The organism is Streptomonospora nanhaiensis (genome assembly GCF_026642255.1).
Classification (GTDB): domain Bacteria; phylum Actinomycetota; class Actinomycetes; order Streptosporangiales; family Streptosporangiaceae; genus Nocardiopsis; species Nocardiopsis tropica.
In genome coordinates this window covers 5,585,678-5,603,102 of record NZ_CP113264.1, presented here as the reverse complement: position 1 = coordinate 5,603,102, position 17,425 = coordinate 5,585,678, and the positions used below count along the sequence as shown (strand labels likewise).

Below are 17,425 nucleotides of genomic sequence, written 5' to 3'. Positions count from 1 at the left end.
GACCGGAGCGGGGCAGGGTGAGGCATGACAGACCGCCGCACCGAGGCGCGGTCGAGCGCCGAACGATGAGCCGGAGATGAGTCGTCCATGACCGTCACTGTGTCCGCCACCCTTGCCGTCAACGAAGCCCTCGCCGAGAAGCGGCGCCAGGGGGTGCGCGTTCTGCCGCTCGGCTTCGGAGAGGCCGGGCTCCCGGTCCACCCGGTCATGCGCGACCGGCTCTCCGCCGGCAACGGCGCCAACGCCTACGGTCCCGTCGCCGGGTCGGCGGCCCTGCGGGAGGCCGCGGCGGGCTACTGGGAACGCCGCGGACTGCCCACCGACCCCGGCCTGGTCATCGCCGGCCCCGGCAGCAAGCCGCTCCTGTACAGCCTCCTGCTGGAGATCGGCGGCGACACCGCGATCGCCGCGCCCAGCTGGGTCAGCTACGCCGCGCAGAGCCGCCTGGTCGGCCAGCGGCCGATCCTGGTCCCCACGGCCACCGGCCAGGGCGGCGTGCCGCAGCCCGACCTCCTGCACGCCGCGGTGACCGCCGCCCGCGAGGAGGGGCGGACGGTCAACGCCGTCGTCGTCACCCTGCCGGACAACCCCACCGGGACCGTGGCCGACGCCGACACCGTCCGCAGGCTCTCCGAGGTGGCGCGCGAGCTCGACCTGCTGATCATCTCCGACGAGATCTACCGGGACCTGGTGCATCCGGCGGGCCCGGGCGAGGACCCCGTCGAGATCCACAGCCCCGCCGAGTACGCGCCCGAGCGCACCGTCATCTCCACCGGCCTGAGCAAGAACCTCGCCCTGGGCGGATGGCGGATCGGCGTGCTGCGCCTTCCCGACTCCGAGGCCGGCCACCGGCTGCGCGGCGGGCTGCTGGGTGTGGCCAGCGAGATCTGGTCCAGCCCCGCCGCCCCCGTCCAGGAGGCCGCCTCCCACGCCTTCACCGAGCCCGCCGAACTCGTCGACCACATCGACCGCAGCAGCCGCCTGCACGGCATCGTGGCCCGCGCGGTCGCCGGGGCCTTCGAGCGCGCCGGCGCGACCGTCGCCGCCCCGCGCGCCGCGTTCTACCTCTACCCCGACTTCGAGCCGGTCCGCGGGAGACTGGCCGCCCTGCACGGCGTGACCACCGGACCGGCGCTGACCGGGCTGCTTTTGGACCGCTTCGGCATGGGTGTCCTGCCCGCCCTCGAATTCGGCGAGGGGGCCGGGGCCCTGCGCATGAGGGTCGCCACCAGCCTCCTCTACGGGGAGTCCGAGGAGCGCCGCTACACCGCGCTCGCCGCCACGGACCCGCTGGCCCTGCCCTGGATCCGCGCCCACCTGGACAGGCTCGACGAGGTCCTCGCCATGCTGCTCGACGCCGCTCCCGGCGCCGTCGTCACGCGGGCCCGGGCCACCGCCCAGACCGTCGGCTAGACCATCCCGGCGTCCGCCCCGTGGAAGGGGGCGGGGCGGGCGCACACTCTTCCGGCCTCCCCCGGACGCTCCTTCCGGGGGAGGCCGGAGCCCTGTCCGGTGACGGGCCGCTCCGACCCCCGCCCGCGGCCGTCCCGCCGACCGGAAGCGCTCAGGCTGACCGCGCGGTGTCGGTCCCCCGCGCCGCCAGCTCGCGGCTGGGCGCGATCACCGCCCGGTAGTGGCCGATGAGCTGGTCGCCGACCGCCTCCCAGCTGCGGTGCTCCACCGAGGCGCGGGCCCGCCCGGCCATCCTCTCCCGCACGGCCCTGTTGTGGGCCAGGCGCCCGACCGCCACGCGCAGCTCGCGGACCGAGTCCGGCGCGAACAGGAGCCCGTTGTGCTCGGGGACGACCAGGTCCAGCGGCCCGCCCGCGGCGGGGGCGACCACCGGCACCCCCGAGGCCAGCGCCTCCTGGACGGCCTGGCAGAACGTCTCGTCGGCCCCCGTGTGGACGAACACGTCCATCGACGCGTACAGCCGGGACAGCTCGGAGCCCGTGCGCTGCCCGGTGAAGACGGCGTCGGGCAGGCGGCGGCGCAGGCGGGAGCGCTCGGGGCCGTCCCCGACCACGACCAGCCTGATGTTGCGCAGGCGGGCCACGTGGGCGAGCAGGTCGACCCGCTTGTCCCGGGCCAGCCTCCCCACGTAGCCCACGACGGTCTCGCCGTTCGGCGCGAGCCTGCGGCGCAGGCCGTCGTCGCGGTGGGCGGGGGAGAACCGGTGGGCGTCGACACCGCGCCGCCACAGGTCCAGCCGGGGGAACCCGCGCCCGGACAGCGCCTCCATGGCGGCCGAGGAGGGGACGAGCGTGCGGTCGACGGCGGAGTGCGTGCGCTTGAGCAGGGACCAGACGCCGTCGCCGCCGGGCAGGCCGTAGCGCGCCGCGAAGCCGGGGAGGTCGGTCTGGAACACCGCCACCGTCGGGAGGGCCCAGCGGCGGGCGGTCTCCACCGCCGCGGACCCGAGCAGGGCGGGCGAGGCCAGGTGCAGCACGTCGGGGGCGAAGGCGCGGACGGCCGCGGTCATCGTGCGCCGGGCGGGAAGGCCCACGGGGAAGTCCCGGTAGAAGGGAAGGGGGAGCGAGGGCATGCGGACCACGGGGAAGCCCGCGTAGGAGGACGGTCCGGGGCCGGGAGCCAGGACGAGGGCCCGGTGCCCGCGCGAGGCGAGCAGGTCGGCGACCCGGCAGACGGAGTTGGTCACCCCGTTGACCTGGGGGAGGAAGGACTCCGTCACGATCGCCACGCGAAGCGGCTGAGAGGGCTCGGTCGGTGGCATGCGGGGGCTCCCAACGCCGGGGGAAGGCTGGTGCCGACACTAGGACCGCCGGATGAACCGCGGTCCGGCACGGGGGGAACCCCTCCCGAAGCGCAGGCGTGGGTCGGGCGATCGGACGGTGACCCGCCCGCGCGCGCCTGTGGCCGCCCGGTGACACCAGGGTGGCTATGATCGCCTGACGTGACCGCCATCCCTCTCCTAGGAGTCGCCCGGTGACCCTCGTCGAATGGGCGGAAGCCGTCCGCCGTGAACTGGAACTGACCGGTACGGAGCCCCTGGGCAAGGAGGACGTCGACCGCGTCCTCGACCTCGCCAAGGACGCCGCCCACTCGGTGGCCCGCCCCGCCGCCCCGCTCACCACCTACCTGCTCGGCATCGCCGTGGGCCGGGGCGCCGACCCGGTCCGGGCCGCCGAGGTGCTGAGCAGGCTCGCCCTCTCCCACAAGGACGACTCCTGACCGCTGCACGCCCACACGCGCCTGCGGGGGCCGGAGCGTCCGGAGGGCGGGCGTCCCCCGGCCCCCGGTGAGGAGGCCCCGGGGAGCGGGGGACACGGCTCCGCCGCGTGTTGCCGCGATTTCCCGGCGACACCGCGCGGTGTCCACTACCGTCGGCACGACCCCCCGGACCGCCGGACCCCGCCTCGCCGTGCCGGTGGCGCCGGGCCGACGCGCGCACCGAGACGGAGACCCCCGTGGACCTGCTGCTCGACATGGCCGGAGTACTGAGCGGCATCGTCTGGGGTCCGCTCGTCCTCCTCCCGCTGCTGCTGGTCACCGGGGTCTACCTGACGATCCGGCTGCGGGCGCTCCAGTTCACCCGGCTCGCCCACGCCCTGTGGCTCGCCCTCGTCCGGCGGGAGGAGGTCGGCGAGGACCTGAGGGGCGACATCTCGCACTTCCAGGCCCTCAACACCGCCCTGGCCGCGACGACCGGCGTCGGCAACATCGCCGGGGTGGGCCTGGCCATCGGACTCGGCGGACCGGGAGCCCTCTTCTGGATGTGGGTCACCGGCGTCCTGGGCATGGCCACCAAGTACAGCGAGGCCCTGCTCGGGGTGAAGTACCGGGTCACGGACGAGAGGGGCGAGCAGGCCGGCGGCCCGATGTACTACCTGCGCCGGGGCCTCCCCGGAGGGCTCGGCGTCCTCCTCGGCTGCTCGTTCGCCGTCTTCGGGGCGGTGGCCGCCTTCGGCATCGGCAACGGCACCCAGGCCAACGCCGTGGCCGAGGCGGTCAACGACGCCACCGGCGCCGACCAGCGGGCCGTCGGCGTGGTCCTGATGCTGCTGACCGCCGTGGTCGTCCTCGGCGGCATCAAGGGGATCGGCCGGGTCGCCTCCGCCGTGGTCCCGTTCATGATCATCGGCTTCGTCCTCATGAACCTGCTGGTCCTGGCGGTGCACCACGACCGGATCGGCCCCGCCTTCGCACTGGTCCTCGGCGACGCCTTCACCGGCACCTCCGCGGCGGGCGGGTTCGCGGGCGCCACCCTGATGTACGTCATCCGCCAGGGCGTCTCCCGCGGCATCTTCTCGAACGAGTCCGGCATGGGCACCGGCGCCATCGCCGCCGCCGCGGCCAGGACCGACCAGCCGGTCCGCCAGGCCCTCGTCGCGATGACGCAGACCTTCGTCGACACCGTGATCATGCTGACCCTGACCGCGATGATGATCATCACGACCGGGGTGTGGCAGGACCCCGACGCCGCGGGGGTGGAGGGCAGCGACAAGGGGGTTCTGCTCACCACATCCGCGATGGAGGCCGGCCTCGGCCGGATCAGCCCGGACCTGGCGGGCCTGGGGCCCGTGTTCGTCGCCTGCGCGGTGGTGGTCTTCGCCTACACGACCATCCTCGGCTGGGCCTACTACGGCGAGAGGTGCGTCGTGTACCTGGCGGGGCGCTCGCTCGTCGTGCCCTACCGGCTGCTGTTCATCGCGGTCGTCTACGTCGGCGCCACGGCGCAGATCGACGCGGTGTGGCTGTTCAGCGACATCGCCAACGGCCTCATGGCCCTGCCCAACCTGATCGGGCTGCTCCTGCTGTCCCCGGTGGTCGTCGCGGAGACGAGGAAGTTCTTCGCCCACCCGGACTGGCGGGACCCGGACGCGGTCATGGAGCCCGTACGGGGGTAGCGGCACGACCGGCGGCCCGCCGCGCCCCCGGCCGCCGCGAACGCGGCCGGGCCCGGCGGAGGCGGACGCGCCGCTCCGCCGGGCCCGGTCCCGCGGGGGAGGGCGTCGGTGCCGCCCCCCGGTCGGCGGGTCCTACTTCCACCAGGCGTGGAAGTGGTGCACGGGCCCCTGCCCGCCTCCGGCGTCGATCTCGTCCGCCCGCCGGAGCGCCTCGGTCAGGTAGGCCTTGGCGTCGCCCACGGCGGAGGCCGTGTCCGGCCGCTGCGGAAGCAGGGCCGCGATCGAGGAGGACAGGGTGCACCCCGTGCCGTGCGTGTTGCGGGTGCGGACCCTCGGCGAGCGGAACTCGACCGGGGCGGAGCCCTGGGCCACGAGGATGTCGACGCAGTCCTCTCCGGCCAGGTGGCCTCCCTTGAGCAGGACCGCGCGCGGACCGAACTCCAGCAGCCGGAGGGCCTGCTCGTGCATCGCCGCCAGGTCGGCCGCCTCCGGCTCGCCCAGCAGGTCGGCCGCCTCGGGCAGGTTCGGCGTGACCAGGTCCGCCCGGGGCAGCAGCCGGGTGCGCAGCGCGTCGACGGCGGAGGGCTCCAGCAGGCGGTCGCCGCTCTTGGCCACCATCACCGGGTCCACCACCACGTGGGGCAGTCCGTGGCGCCCGATCGCCTCGGCGACGGCCTCGGTGACCTCGGCCGTGCCGAGCATGCCGACCTTGACCGCGTGCACCGTGGCGTCGGAGAAGAGGGTGTCCATCTGGTGGGCGACGAAATCGGCGGGGATCGGGTGGACCCCGGTGACGCCGCGCGTGGACTGGGCGGTGAGGGCCGCGACCACGGTCATGCCGAAGGCGCCGTGTGCGGAGAAGGCCTTGAGGTCCGCCTGGATCCCGGCGCCCCCGCTGGGGTCGCTGCCGGCGATGGACACGATGTTGTACGCGCTCATGGGCGTTCCTTCGCTAGTACGAACTAGGGCAGGTTCGACGGGTGTGCTCTCAGCCGGTGGACTCACCGGCACCCCGCGCCGTCGGGGCCGCCGCGTGGGCGGCCCCGCTCAGTGTGCGGCCGACCCGAGGGGGTCGGCGTATGTGTTCCGGACGCGCGGGCCCGAGGGGCCCGTACGGCTGCCGGCGCCGTTCAGAGGGTGGGGGCGTTGTCCGCGGACCGGGCCTTGAGCAGCTTGCGGACGCGGACGATGACGAACCACAGGAACAGCAGGGCGATGACGACCAGCACGATGTTGCTGATGAGGCCGCTCCACTGCACCAGGATCGGCTTGATGGCCGGGCCGAAGGCGTAGCCGAGTCCGATCCAGATCGAGTTCCAGACGGCGGAGCCGATCACGGTGTACACGGAGAACTTGAGGATGGGCATCCGCTCGATGCCGGCGGGGACCGAGATGAAGCTGCGCACCAGCGGCACGCACCGGCCCAGGAGCACGGCGAGGCCGCCGAAGCGGGCGAAGAAGCGCTCGGCCTTGTAGAAGTCCTCGACCTCGAGCAGGGGGGTCTTCTCCACCAGCCACTTGGTGCGGTCCCGGCCCAGCAGGGCGCCGATCGCGTAGAAGCCCCAGGCGCCGACCAGGCAGCCGATCGTGGCCCACAGGATGGCGAGCCAGACGTTCATGTGCCCGTCGTAGGCGAGGAAGCCCGCACCGGGCAGGACCGCCTCGCTCGGCATCGGGGGGAAGAAGGTCTCGATGAACAGGGCCACGCCGACGCCGGGCTCGCCCAGGGTCGTCATCAGGCTCAGCACCCAGCCGATGAAGCCCTCGTACTCGTGGACGACCTCGCCTTCCATCGCCAGGTTCGACGCCGTCCACAGATTCGCTGTCATGAGAAGTGGCTTTCCGTTCTTTCCGGTCGGACACCGGCCGCGACGCGGGCGGCCTCGGCCCGGGAGCGCTTGCGGCGCTCCCAGACGATGGCCGCGGTCACGATCACGAAACCGGCGACGATGAAGACGACTGTCACAGGGACGTCGGTGGGGGTGACGACCTCGCGGGACTCGGTCTGCCACGGCCACAGGGCGCGCAGCGAACCGGCCATGAGGCCGGTGAGTACAACGAGGGTCATGTGGTGGAAGTTCTCCAGGAGGTGCTGGAGCAGCTTCACGAACAGGGACAGGCCGGTGAGCATGCCCAGGGCGAAGACGGCCAGGTAGGCGATGTCCAGGTCGCCGACCGCGCTGATCGTCGGCTCGTAGAGCCCGAGTGTGAGCAGGATGAAGGAGCCGGACAGCCCCGGCAGGACGAGCGCGCAGACGGCCACCGCGGCGGCGAGGAAGACGACCGCCGGGTGGGTCGGCAGGTTGGCGCCCGGCAGCCCGGTGAGCACGAAGGCGGCCACGGCGAACACCAGTGCCACGGCGTAGTGCCCGGCCCTCCAGGGGCGGCCCGCCCCGGAGTAGGGGATCCACAGGCACGCCAGGACGAGGCCGAAGAACAGGGCGTAGGCGTACCGGGTGTAGGCGTCGACGAGCGGCGCCAGGAGGAGGGCGGCCAGGACCAGGAACACGGCCATGCCGACCAGCGCGGGAACCAGGACGCTCCAGTCCACCTGTCGGAACTGCTCCTGCGCGCGGGCCCTGCCGCGCCCGCGCGGGACGTCCGTGACGTACCGCTTGATCCCGCTGACCATGTGGCCCGCGCCGCCGATGAGCTTGTCGTAGAGGCCGACGATGAGGGCGACGGTCCCGCCGCTGATGCCCGGAAGGGCTTCGGAGGCGCCCACGGCGCCGCCGCGCACCGCGTCGAGGAGGTAGGAGCCTGCGGAATTGGCCATCTGGGTGGTTGGACGCTACCCGGGGAGTCCGGGAGAGGTGCGCCTTCCTCCGTCCTAAGGGTCTCGCCCGCGCACGCGAATGTGCGACGGGTGGGGATGAGGCGAAAAGGAGACTGTCCGAATCGGCCGGAGATCGCGGCCGTCGGGATCTAAGGTACAAGGGGCGGAGGCCGCTGTGGGCAGGCGCTGAGGAGAGTTGTGGACGACCGCACCCCGTCTGGAGCCGCCAAAGCGAGGCCTGGCAGAACCCTTACGTGGCCTTTGTCCTGGAATGACGTAATTTTCGGCCCTGTGGCAGGGTCGCCGGATAGCATCCGAAAACTGTGCTTCGTCTCAGTGACAGGGTGTGGTCCTCCACAGGCCGGCCGCCGCCCCCGCCCCCGCGCCGGGCGGTTCCGCGGACCGCGGCCGTCAGTACCGCAGCGGGCTCGGACGCGGGACCCCGCCCTCGTCCCGGGCCACCGACGCCGCCCACCGGTAGTCCTGTTTACCGACGGCCGTGCGCCGCACCCGGTCCACGAAGTGGACGGTCCTCGGGACCTTGAACCCCGCCAGGCGCACGCGGCAGTGGTCCAGCAGGGCGGCCTCCTCCAGGCGGGCCCCCGCGGCGAGGGAGACCAGGGCCGTCACCCTCTGGCCGAGCCGCTCGTCCGAGGCGGGCACCACGATCGCGTCCTCCACCGAGGGGTGCGCCTTCAGGGCGGCCTCCACCTCCTCCGGGTACACCTTCTCCCCGGCGGTGTTGATGACGGCGCTCCCGCGCCCCAGGAGGACGATCGACCCGTCCCCGGCCCGCGTCCCGAAGTCGCCGGACAGGGCCCAGCGGCGCCCGTCGGCGTCGGTGGGGAAGGTGCGGGCCGTCGTGATGGGGTCGTTGTAGTAGCCGAGCGGGATCCGGCCGGTGCGCGCGATCCGGCCGACCTCGGGCGAGCCCGGCGGGAGCGGGCGCAGCGCCTGGTCCAGCACCGCGATGCTGCCGCCCATCGTGAAGCTGCGGGCGTCGGCGGCCCCCTCCAGGGACACGGAGCCGTCCGGTCCGCCGCTCCCCTCCGCGGCGGTCGCCGAACCGCACACGCCCGTCTCCGACCCCCCGTAGGAGTCGGCCAGGGCGACGTCCTCGCGCCAGGCGCGCCACAGGCCGCGCACCTGCGGGGTGAGCGGTGTGCCGCCGGAGCGGACGGCGGTCAGGTCCGGGCACAGGCCGGGTTCGGTGAGCAGGTGCCGGGCCAGCGGGCGGGCCATGGCGTCGCCCACCAGCTGGACCGTGTGCACGCCCTCCCGGTGCGCCGTCTCCAGCACCCGGTCGGGCCGGAAGCTGCGGTCGGTGGACAGCACCACCTGCTTGCCGCACAGCAGCATGCTCAGGGCGTTCCACTGCCCGGCGGCGTGCATGAGCGGGCCGAGCACCAGCATGCGCTGGGGGAAGCACCGGGCGGCGCGCCCGGCCACGTCGTCCAGGGTCCGGGCCCGGGGGGCGCCGGGGGAGCGCCGCTCCAGGGCGGCGCGGAAGATGTCGGCCTGCCGCCACAGCACCCCCTTGGGGTAGCCGGTGGTGCCCCCGGTGTAGAGCAGGTAGTGGTCCTCGCCGCTGGTCGGAGGAAGGGCCGCGCCCTCCGGCGCGGCGGCCAGCGCCTCCTCGTAGCCGACCCCCTCGGCGCCGCGCACGGAGCCGTCGGAGACGAGCACCACGTGGCGGAGCCGGGGGAGGTCCGGGAGCACGGCCTCGACCGTGGACGCCAGGGAGTCCTCCGCGATCAGCGCGACCGCGTGCGAGTCGGCCAGGACGTGCCGCAGCTCGCCCGCGACGTAGCGGTAGTTGACGTTGACCGGGACCGCTCCCGCGCGCAGAACGCCGAGGAAGGACTCCATCCACTCGGCGCGGTTGAAGGCCAGGATCGCGACGTGCTCGCCGCGGCCCACGCCCGCGCCGACCAGGTGGCGGGCGAGGCGGACGGAGCGGTCGTGCAGGGCCCGGTACGTGAGGCGCCGGGGCCCGGCGACCAGGGCCGTCCGGTCGGGGACGGCGTCGGTGACCGCGGCGAGCAGCGCCGCGAGGGAGAACGGGGCGTCCGCGGACACCGGGGGCACTGAGGTGGGCACGCCCGACCTCCCATCGGTCGACGGGCCGTCCACGGCGGAGGGGCTCGCGGCGGCACTGTGGCTCGTTGGTGCGACGGTACCCCTCGGGGGAGGAGCCGATCGCCGTCGGGGCTGTGGAGCGCGTCACCCAGGGTGTCGTACCAGGTCACCACGGATGAGAGGGGGGCCGCTCAGGGGGTCGGGAGGGGGCCTCCCGCACGGGTTCCGGGCCCCGGTGGCGATCTGTGATACGCCTCACCCCTTGTGGGCCCGCCGGATCATCTGCTCAACTCGTGGGGACCTCCGCCGGAGGGCTCTACAGGGCCGTCCGGTGGGTATCTACTGTCTGACATCGGTCAATGGTGATCGGAGCGGCTAGATGGACAACACCCAGAATCTGGGCCAGCAGGACTCCGCCGGAAACCCCGGCGGACAGGGATTCTCCAGCGCCGAGCACATCGCGCTGGCACAGGCGCGATCCGCGCACAACTACTCACCCCTTCCCGTCGTGATCGCCGAGGGCCGCGGAGCCTGGGTCACGGACGTCGAGGGAAGGAAGTACCTGGACTGCCTGGCCGGATACTCGGCCATGAACTTCGGCCACCACAACCCCGACCTGCTGGCGGCGGCGCACCGGCAGCTGGACCGGGTCACGCTCACCAGCCGCGCCTTCTACAACGACCAGTTCGGACCCTGGGTGAGCGCCCTCGCCGACATGGTCGGCAAGGAGAAGGTCCTGCCGATGAACACCGGCGCCGAGGCGGTGGAGACCGGCATCAAGGTGGCCCGCAAGTGGGGCTACGAGGTCAAGGGCATCCCGGAGAACCGGGCGACCATCGTCGTGGCGGGGGCCAACTTCCACGGCCGCACCACCACGGTCATCTCGTTCTCGTCCGACCCGGAGGCCAGGACGGGCTTCGGCCCCTACACCCCGGGCTTCCGGTCGGTGCCGTACGGCGACGCCGCGGCCGTGGAGGAGGCCGTCGACGACACCACGGCGGCGGTCCTCATCGAGCCGGTCCAGGGCGAGGCGGGCGTGATCGTGCCCCCTGCGGACTACCTGCCCCGGGTGCGGGAGATCTGCGACGCCAACCGGGTGCTGTTCATCGCTGACGAGGTGCAGTCCGGTCTCGGCCGCACCGGCACCGTCCGCGCCTGCGAGCACAGCGGGGTGGTCCCCGACGCCTACCTGTTCGGCAAGGCGCTGGGCGGAGGCATCCTGCCCGTGTCGGCGATGGTCGCCGACGAGGACGTGCTCGGCGTGATCCAGCCGGGCCAGCACGGGAGCACGTTCGGCGGCAACCCGATGGCCGGCGCGGTGGGGTCCACGGTCGTCCGGATGCTCACCGAGGGGCCCTACCTGGACAACACGCGCCGCCTCGGCGAGGTGCTCAAGCGCCGCCTGAAGGAGTTCGTCGGCAACGGGGTGGTGTCCACGCGCAGCATCGGCCTGTGGGCGGGCATCGACGTCGACCCGCGACTCGCCTCCGGCAAGGAGCTGTGCAGGCGCCTCGCCGAGCACGGCGTCCTGGTCAAGGACACCCACGGTTCCACGGTGCGCATGTCGCCGCCCCTCGTGATCAGCGAGGAGGACCTCAACTGGGGTCTGGACCGGTTCGGCGAGGTCCTGGAGGAACTCAGGGCTGAGCGGTAGCGGACCGGCCGGAGGGGGCTCCGCTGTGACGGGGCCCCTCCGGCCGCCGCGCGGGCCTACGCCACCTGCCGGTCCGAGGCCGAGGGGAGGGAGGCGTTCACCGGATGGCTGCACCACCGGTCCCACCCCGCCGTCGGCGGGCCTCCCGCCTCCCGCGTGCCCGGAATGTTCCGCGGAACACGTTTAGGGCGCGTCGGCCTCGTTGGCCGGCGACCCGGAGGGCTCCGGGGCGCGGACCGGGTCCAGGGGGCCGCCCAGCTCCGACATCAGCTGTTCCGGGTCGACGTCCTCCAGGGTCTCCCGGGACACGTACAGGGTGCGTTCGGGCCCTTCCAGGATCTGGAGGCGCACGCGTTCGGCGATGGACATCTGGCCCTGGGCGGTGGGGTGGAAGCTGGCCCGGTCCACGCGCAGGCCCTCGCCCAGCTGGCCGAGCACGATGCCGTTCAACCAGGACTCCTCCGCGCTCACCTCGTACCCGTTGAGGGCGGAGAAGGTGTTCACGTACTCGACGCTGCCGGTGCGGCGACCGCCGTACACCTCGCCGTCCACCTCGTAGACGCCGTCGCGGATGCGCTCGTTGAAGCGCTGGGCCAGGGAGTTCAACCAGACCTGGTCGCTCACGGTCAGCGTGTAGTACATGCCCGGCGGCTCCTCGGGGAACAGCCGGGGGTACCCCAGCACGAGCACGCGGGCGTCGGGCGCGCGGTCGCGGATCTCGCCGAGCACCTCGGCGAGGGTCTCCTCGAACGCGTCCATCCGGCGCTCCAGGTCCTCCTCCTGCTCGACGCAGACGCTGCTCTCCAGCAGCGGCATCCGCACGATGCAGGTGCGCAGGACGGGGGTGAACCCCAGGTCGTTGCCGCCGATGCCGAGGGTGACCAGGGACGTGTTCTCGGTGACCCGCTCGATCTGGGACTCGGGCGTGCCGATCTGGCCGAGCATGTCCTCGCCCTTGTGGGTGCTGCACGCGTAGAAGGCCAGCGAGCCCGAGAAGTCGAACTCCTCACCGATGACCTTGGGGTAGGCGTTCTCGGAGCGCCAGCAGCCGCCCGGCTCGGCGGTGGCCGGGTCGTAGTCGCCCGCGCCGTCCCCCGAGGAGTAGGAGTCGCCCAGGGCCACGTAGTTGCCCCAGAGCGCGGCTTCCTCCGGTTCCATCCGGACCCGCCAGTCGGACTCCTCGTCCTCGGTGATCGGGGGGAGCTCCTCCCCGGGGCACACGCCGCCGGTGGCGTCGCACCAGAGCTCCATCAGCCCCTCGCGCGTGGCGGGCACGGTGAGGGTGACGACCAGGGCGAGGACGAGCACGAGGGAGACGGCGACCGCGGCGCGGGCCCCGCGCCGCCGTGCGCGCGGCCCCGAAGGGCCCCCGCCGCCCGCGCCCGGGGAAGCGCCGCCGGGTCCGCCGGAGGGGCCGCCGTCCCGGGGGGCCGGGCTCTTCGGGGAGCCGGTCCCCTCGACGGCGGAGGGGTCGTCGGGCACAGGTTCCGGCGTCTGCGGGTCTTCACCACGTGCTGCCACTGCCGATACCGCCTCCCGCCTACCGGACGGCTCCTGATTCCCTCCGCAAGGGTACCGGGGGGCGGGTCGAACCGACGACGGCCAGCACACGGTCGAGGTCGCCGTCACCGAGTGTCGCGCGGGCGGTCAGCCGCAGTCTGGACCTGCCGTCGGGGACCGACGGCGGGCGGAAGCACCCCACCCGCACCCCCTCGGCGAGGCACGCGGCCCGCCACGCCACCGCGGCCTCGGGCGAGGGCGCCCCGACCGAGACCACGGCGGCGTCGGGACGGCTCGCGTCCAGGCCGCGCTCGCGCAGCCCCTCGGACAGCCGCCGGGCCCGGTCCCGGACCGCGGCGGCACGCCCCGGCTCCGCGACCAGCACGCGCAGGGCCGCCAGCGCCGCTCCCGCCGAGGCCGGGGCGAGACCGGTGTCGAAGAGGAAGGTGCGGGCGGTCTCGACCAGGTGCCGGACCACGCGCCGCGGTCCGAGGACCGCACCACCCTGCGCGCCGAGGGACTTGGACAGGGTCACCGACACCACCACGTCGTCCGCGCCCCGCAGGCCGGCGGCGGTCGGCGTCCCCCGGCCGCCCGGCCCCACCACGCCCAGTCCGTGCGCGTCGTCCAGCAGGAGTGCCGCGCCGTGCCGGCGCGCCGTCCGGGCGAGCGCCGCCGCGTCGGCGAGGTCGCCGTCCACCGAGAACACGGCGTCGCTCAGCACCAGCGCACGGCCCCGCGCCGGGGCGAGAGCCTCCGCCGCACGGTCCGGGTCGGCGTGGTCGAAGACGGCGACCCGCGCTCCGGAGGCCTTCGCCAGCCGCGTCGCGTCGATGAGGGAGGCGTGGTTGTGCCGGTCGCACACCAGCAGGGGCGCGTCGCCGCCGTCGCGTGAGGCCAGAGCGGTGACCATCGCCAGGTTCGCCGCGTACCCGGAGGAGAAAACGAGGGCGGACTCCGTGCCGTAGAAGGCGGCGAGCTCGCGCTCCAGCTCCTGGTGGAGGTCGGTGTCGCCGGAGACCAGGCGCGAGCCCCCGGCGCCCGCGCCCCACGCACGGGCCGCGTCGGCCGCCGCGCCGACCACGTCGGGGTGGCGGAGCAGGCCCAGGTAGTCGTTGCCCGCCAGGTCCAGGAGGCCGTCGTCGGCGGCCCTGGGGGCGGTGCGCCGGGACAGCCCGGCGGCCGCGCGGATCCGGGCGGCGCCGTCCAGCCAGCCGAAGGGGTGGCGGGGGGACGCGGCGGTGGAGGGCCCGGGGTCCGCGCGCACCGGGGTCCCCGCAGGGGAGGGCGGGCGCCTGGCGCGCAGGGTCCACGGGCGGCGGGGCGGTGCGGTGGCGGCGGTGCTCGGCATGAGCGCGGACTCCTCGGTGCGGTGGTCGGTGCGGGTCACACTCCGGTGGGGCGGGGGAGGCGGACGAGCGGTCCCGGGTCGGATCGCGCGCTCCGGGGCCGTTCTGCGGGGCGGGGCGGCGGGGAGGCCGGACGGGCTGTCCCGGTCGGCCGGGACGGCGCGAGGGCCTCCCGGGGAGGGACCGGCCCAGCGGCGGCCAATTCCGCTGGGGCGGTCCGGTCCTGCGTGCCAGGGAGGCGTCTACGACTCTGCCCGCCCGCGGGTCCGGCCGTCACCGGCGGAAGCCCACAAAGTTCCGCGCGGATTCCTGGCGGGACGGCCCGGGGGCCCACGCCCGGCCCGGGTGAACAATGGGGCACCATGACGCGCACAGACACAGGAGCGGTCCGTCCGCGGGCCTGGTCCGGCCCCCGCCGGGTCAGGGACACCGACATGGCGCGCCTGTGGCACCCCTACTCCACGGTGCCCCCGGCCGAGCCGCCGTACGTGGTCACCGAGGCGGAGGGGATCCGGCTGACCCTGTGGGCGGACGGGAGGTCCCACCGGGTGGTCGACGGGATGGCGTCCTGGTGGTCGGCGATCCACGGGTACCGCCACCCCGTGCTCGACGCGGCGGTGCGGCGGCAGGTGGACGCGTTCAGCCACGTCATGTTCGGGGGGCTCACGCACGGCCCGGCCGCCGAGCTCGCCGAGGCGCTCGTGGGGATCGCGCCGGAGCCCCTGGAGCACGTCTTCCTCGCCGACTCCGGGTCGGTGTCGGTGGAGGTCGCCATGAAGATGTGCCTCCAGTACCACCGCTCCTCGGGGAGCCCGGAGAGGCGGCGGTTCCTCACCTGGAGGGGCGGGTACCACGGGGACACGTTCCACGCGATGAGCGTCTGCGACCCGGACGGGGGCATGCACGCCCTGTGGGGCGGCCTCCTGCCCGCCCAGGTGTACGCGCCTGCGCCGCCCGGCGGGTTCGACGCCCCTCCCGACCCCGGCTACGTGGAGGCGTTCGAGCGGGTGGCCGCCGAGCACGCCCGTGAGCTGGCCGCGATCATCGTGGAACCCGTGGTGCAGGGCGCCGGGGGGATGCGTTTCCACCACCCGGGATATCTGCGGGAGCTGCGCAGGATCGCGGACGGGCACGGACTGCTGCTGGTGTTCGACGAGATCGCCACGGGCTTCGGCCGCACGGGCGAGCTGTTCGCCGCGGACCACGCGGGGGTGGCCCCCGACGTGATGTGCCTGGGCAAGGCTCTGACGGGCGGGTACATGTCCCTCGCCGCCACCCTGTGCACGGGGCGCGTGGCCCGGGGTATCGCCGAGGGGGAGGAGCCGGTCCTCGCCCACGGCCCCACCTTCATGGGCAACCCGCTGGCCTGCGCGACGGCCGCGGCCTCGGTGGACCTGCTCGCCGGGGGCGGCTGGAGGGGCGACGTGGCACGGATCGGGGCCGGTCTGCGCGCGGGCCTCGCCCCGCTCGAGGGGGCGCCCGGGGTGCGGGAGGTGCGGGTGCTCGGCGCGATCGGGGTGGTGGAGCTGGAGGCCCCGGTGCGGGTGCGCGAGGCCACGCGCGCCGCGGTGGAGGCGGGGGTGTGGCTCCGGCCCTTCCGCGAGCTCGTGTACGCCATGCCCCCCTACACCTGTACCGCCGGGGACGTGGCCGTGGTCGCCGCGGGGATGGTCGCCGCCGCGGAGGCCTCCGCGGCCGCCGCCGACGGCGGGGCGTGAGCGGGGGCCGGGCCCGGGGCGCCCCTCACCGGTGCGCGGGGCAGGGGCCGTGCTTGGGCTCCCCCTCTCGGGGAAGAGTGCGGGTTCAGGATGATCGGTGACGGGAGGACTGGTGAGGAGCCGCATGGGCCGTGACGGGGAGAGAGTGTGGTGCCGGTGACCGTCCTGATGGTGACAGGAACCGGAACCGAGGTCGGCAAGACCGTGGTCACGGCCGCCGTGGCCGCTCTGGCGCGGGCCGCCGGGCGCCGGGTGGCGGTGCTCAAGCCCGCCCAGACCGGGGTGGGACCGGCCGAGCGGGGTGACGTTGACGTGGTCGCCGGGCTCGTGCCCGGAGTGACCGCCGTCGAGCTGGCCCGCTACCCCGACCCCCTGGCGCCCGCCACGGCCGCCGCGCGCTGCGGGGCGCCCGCGGTCCGGGCCGAACACGTGGCGGACGCGGTGTGGGAGCTGCTCGGAGACCACGAACTGGTGCTGGTGGAGGGGGCGGGCGGGCTCCTGGTCCGGTTGAACGCCGAGGGCCAGACCCTCGCCGACGCGGCCGTGCTGCTGTCCGCGCCCGTGCTCGTGGTCGCCCGGCCGGACCTGGGAACGCTGAACGAGACCGCGCTGACCGGCGAGGCGCTGCGCACACGGGGGCTGCATCCGGCGGGCGTCGTGGTGGGGTCCTGGCCGGAGCGGCCGGACCTGGCGATGCGCTGCAACCTCACCGATCTGCCCGGGATGGGGGCGGGGCCGCTGGAGGGGGCGGTGCCGGAGAGCACCGGCGGCCTGGACCCGGCCGGGTTCGCCGAGGTGGCGAGCCGCTCCCTGGCGCCCGGGCTGGGCGGGACCTGGACGGTGGAGGGGTTGCGCTGACCGCACGGGGCCGTCCCGCCGCCGGCCCCCGGTGGTCCGTACGACGCGGGCACTCAGGCCGGGGCGGGGACCGGGGAGGCGAGCGTGAACGCGTGCGGACGCGGACCGTGCTCGCGCAGGTGCTCCGCGCGGGCCGCGGCCTCCTCCGGGGTCACCGCGGCGCCGTCCGCCGCCCACCACAGCACGCGTCCGACCCGGGGGAAGGCGCCGGTCAGCGCCCGGAAGTCCAGGAGGTCGCCGTGGGACGCCTCCACGAACTCCCGCAGGTCCGTCGGTGAGCGCCACAGCGCGATGACGTGTATGCGGTCCCCTCCGTCGGAGAAGTGGACCTCTTCGGGGGCTCCGTCTCCCCCGGCGGCCCGCTTCCGCAGCGCGGCGGCGAGCGGGGCGAGGTACCGGCGGTCGCCCAGGACCGTGCGCGACTCGGCCAGGAGCGGCCGTCTCTCCCGGGCGCCCTGCGCCGTCCGGGTTCGGTGCGGTGTGCGCGGGTGGTCGGCGACGGTGCGGGGGTGCTGGGCGAGGAGGTTCACGACGACTCCGATCGAGAAGTGGACCTCGATGAAGCGGTCCACCTTGGCTCTGGTGGTGCTCTGTTCTCCAATGCCATTATGGAAGCCCCGGGG

14 protein-coding genes and 1 riboswitch are annotated in these 17,425 nt (G+C 74.5%); of the genes, 6 read left to right on the top strand and 8 right to left on the bottom strand.

Translation table 11 applies throughout. The annotated features are described in order from the left end of the window. The first annotated feature begins 87 nt into the window (after nucleotides 1–87). Nucleotides 88–1,413 carry a pyridoxal phosphate-dependent aminotransferase gene (locus tag OUQ99_RS24185; RefSeq protein ID WP_267946082.1) on the top strand — a complete coding sequence of 442 codons (1,326 nt, stop codon included), beginning with the start codon at nucleotides 88–90 and terminating at the stop codon, nucleotides 1,411–1,413. Between the two features lie 151 nt (nucleotides 1,414–1,564). Here the strand turns inward: OUQ99_RS24185 and OUQ99_RS24180 are convergent, their stop codons facing one another. Beyond that, a complete protein-coding gene (locus OUQ99_RS24180; protein ID WP_267946081.1) occupies nucleotides 1,565–2,734 on the bottom strand; it encodes a glycosyltransferase family 4 protein in 1,170 nt (389 codons plus the stop codon). Nucleotides 2,735–2,946: 212 nt separating this feature from the next. Between OUQ99_RS24180 and OUQ99_RS24175 the strand changes: the two genes are divergently transcribed. Continuing rightward, the gene (locus OUQ99_RS24175) at nucleotides 2,947–3,192 is read left to right on the top strand and encodes a DUF6457 domain-containing protein (RefSeq protein ID WP_267946080.1); all 246 of its coding nucleotides are present in this window, start codon (nucleotides 2,947–2,949) and stop codon (nucleotides 3,190–3,192) included. Between the two features lie 236 nt (nucleotides 3,193–3,428). Further along, nucleotides 3,429–4,868, top strand: a complete 1,440-nt coding sequence (locus tag OUQ99_RS24170; RefSeq protein ID WP_267946079.1) for an alanine/glycine:cation symporter family protein — start codon at nucleotides 3,429–3,431, stop codon at nucleotides 4,866–4,868. Between the two features lie 132 nt (nucleotides 4,869–5,000). Here the strand turns inward: OUQ99_RS24170 and thiD are convergent, their stop codons facing one another. The 4 genes from thiD to OUQ99_RS24150 all read right to left on the bottom strand — a co-directional run bounded on the left by thiD (nucleotide 5,001) and on the right by OUQ99_RS24150 (nucleotide 9,744). Further along, a complete protein-coding gene (gene thiD / locus OUQ99_RS24165; protein ID WP_267946078.1) occupies nucleotides 5,001–5,807 on the bottom strand; it encodes a bifunctional hydroxymethylpyrimidine kinase/phosphomethylpyrimidine kinase in 807 nt (268 codons plus the stop codon). Further along, a riboswitch (TPP riboswitch) is annotated at nucleotides 5,796–5,893 on the bottom strand. It overlaps the preceding gene by 12 nt. Nucleotides 5,894–5,998: 105 nt before the next feature. Then, nucleotides 5,999–6,697: a DedA family protein gene (locus OUQ99_RS24160; RefSeq protein ID WP_267946077.1), complete on the bottom strand. Its 699-nt coding sequence runs from the start codon at nucleotides 6,695–6,697 to the stop codon at nucleotides 5,999–6,001. Beyond that, on the bottom strand, nucleotides 6,694–7,644 hold the full coding sequence (locus OUQ99_RS24155) for a DUF368 domain-containing protein (RefSeq protein WP_267946076.1): 951 nt from the start codon (nucleotides 7,642–7,644) through the stop codon (nucleotides 6,694–6,696). The genes OUQ99_RS24160 and OUQ99_RS24155 overlap by 4 nt, the downstream gene beginning before the upstream one ends. A gap of 411 nt (nucleotides 7,645–8,055) precedes the next feature. After that, nucleotides 8,056–9,744 (bottom strand): acyl-CoA synthetase, encoded by a 1,689-nt coding sequence (locus OUQ99_RS24150; protein WP_267946075.1) that lies wholly within the window; start codon nucleotides 9,742–9,744, stop codon nucleotides 8,056–8,058. Nucleotides 9,745–10,102: 358 nt separating this feature from the next. Between OUQ99_RS24150 and rocD the strand changes: the two genes are divergently transcribed. Next, a complete protein-coding gene (gene rocD, locus OUQ99_RS24145; protein WP_267946074.1) occupies nucleotides 10,103–11,377 on the top strand; it encodes an ornithine--oxo-acid transaminase in 1,275 nt (424 codons plus the stop codon). 183 nt (nucleotides 11,378–11,560) lie between these two features. On the opposite strand, the gene OUQ99_RS24140 is transcribed toward rocD, so the two are convergent. Then, on the bottom strand, nucleotides 11,561–12,898 hold the full coding sequence (locus OUQ99_RS24140) for an SGNH/GDSL hydrolase family protein (protein WP_267946073.1): 1,338 nt from the start codon (nucleotides 12,896–12,898) through the stop codon (nucleotides 11,561–11,563). 19 nt (nucleotides 12,899–12,917) lie between these two features. Next, nucleotides 12,918–14,228 carry an aminotransferase class I/II-fold pyridoxal phosphate-dependent enzyme gene (locus OUQ99_RS24135; RefSeq protein ID WP_267950480.1) on the bottom strand — a complete coding sequence of 437 codons (1,311 nt, stop codon included), beginning with the start codon at nucleotides 14,226–14,228 and terminating at the stop codon, nucleotides 12,918–12,920. Nucleotides 14,229–14,588: 360 nt separating this feature from the next. Here OUQ99_RS24135 and OUQ99_RS24130 point away from each other — a divergent pair, with 360 nt between their 5' ends. After that, nucleotides 14,589–15,944, top strand: a complete 1,356-nt coding sequence (locus OUQ99_RS24130) for an adenosylmethionine--8-amino-7-oxononanoate transaminase (protein ID WP_267946072.1) — start codon at nucleotides 14,589–14,591, stop codon at nucleotides 15,942–15,944. 156 nt (nucleotides 15,945–16,100) lie between these two features. After that, nucleotides 16,101–16,802 carry a dethiobiotin synthase gene (gene bioD, locus OUQ99_RS24125; RefSeq protein WP_267946071.1) on the top strand — a complete coding sequence of 234 codons (702 nt, stop codon included), beginning with the start codon at nucleotides 16,101–16,103 and terminating at the stop codon, nucleotides 16,800–16,802. A 53-nt stretch (nucleotides 16,803–16,855) separates the two neighbouring features. Here bioD and OUQ99_RS24120 read toward each other — a convergent pair whose 3' ends face one another. Then, nucleotides 16,856–17,374, bottom strand: coding sequence for a DUF3291 domain-containing protein (locus OUQ99_RS24120; RefSeq protein ID WP_267946070.1), 519 nt, complete (start codon nucleotides 17,372–17,374; stop codon nucleotides 16,856–16,858). Nucleotides 17,375–17,425: the final 51 nt, after the last annotated feature.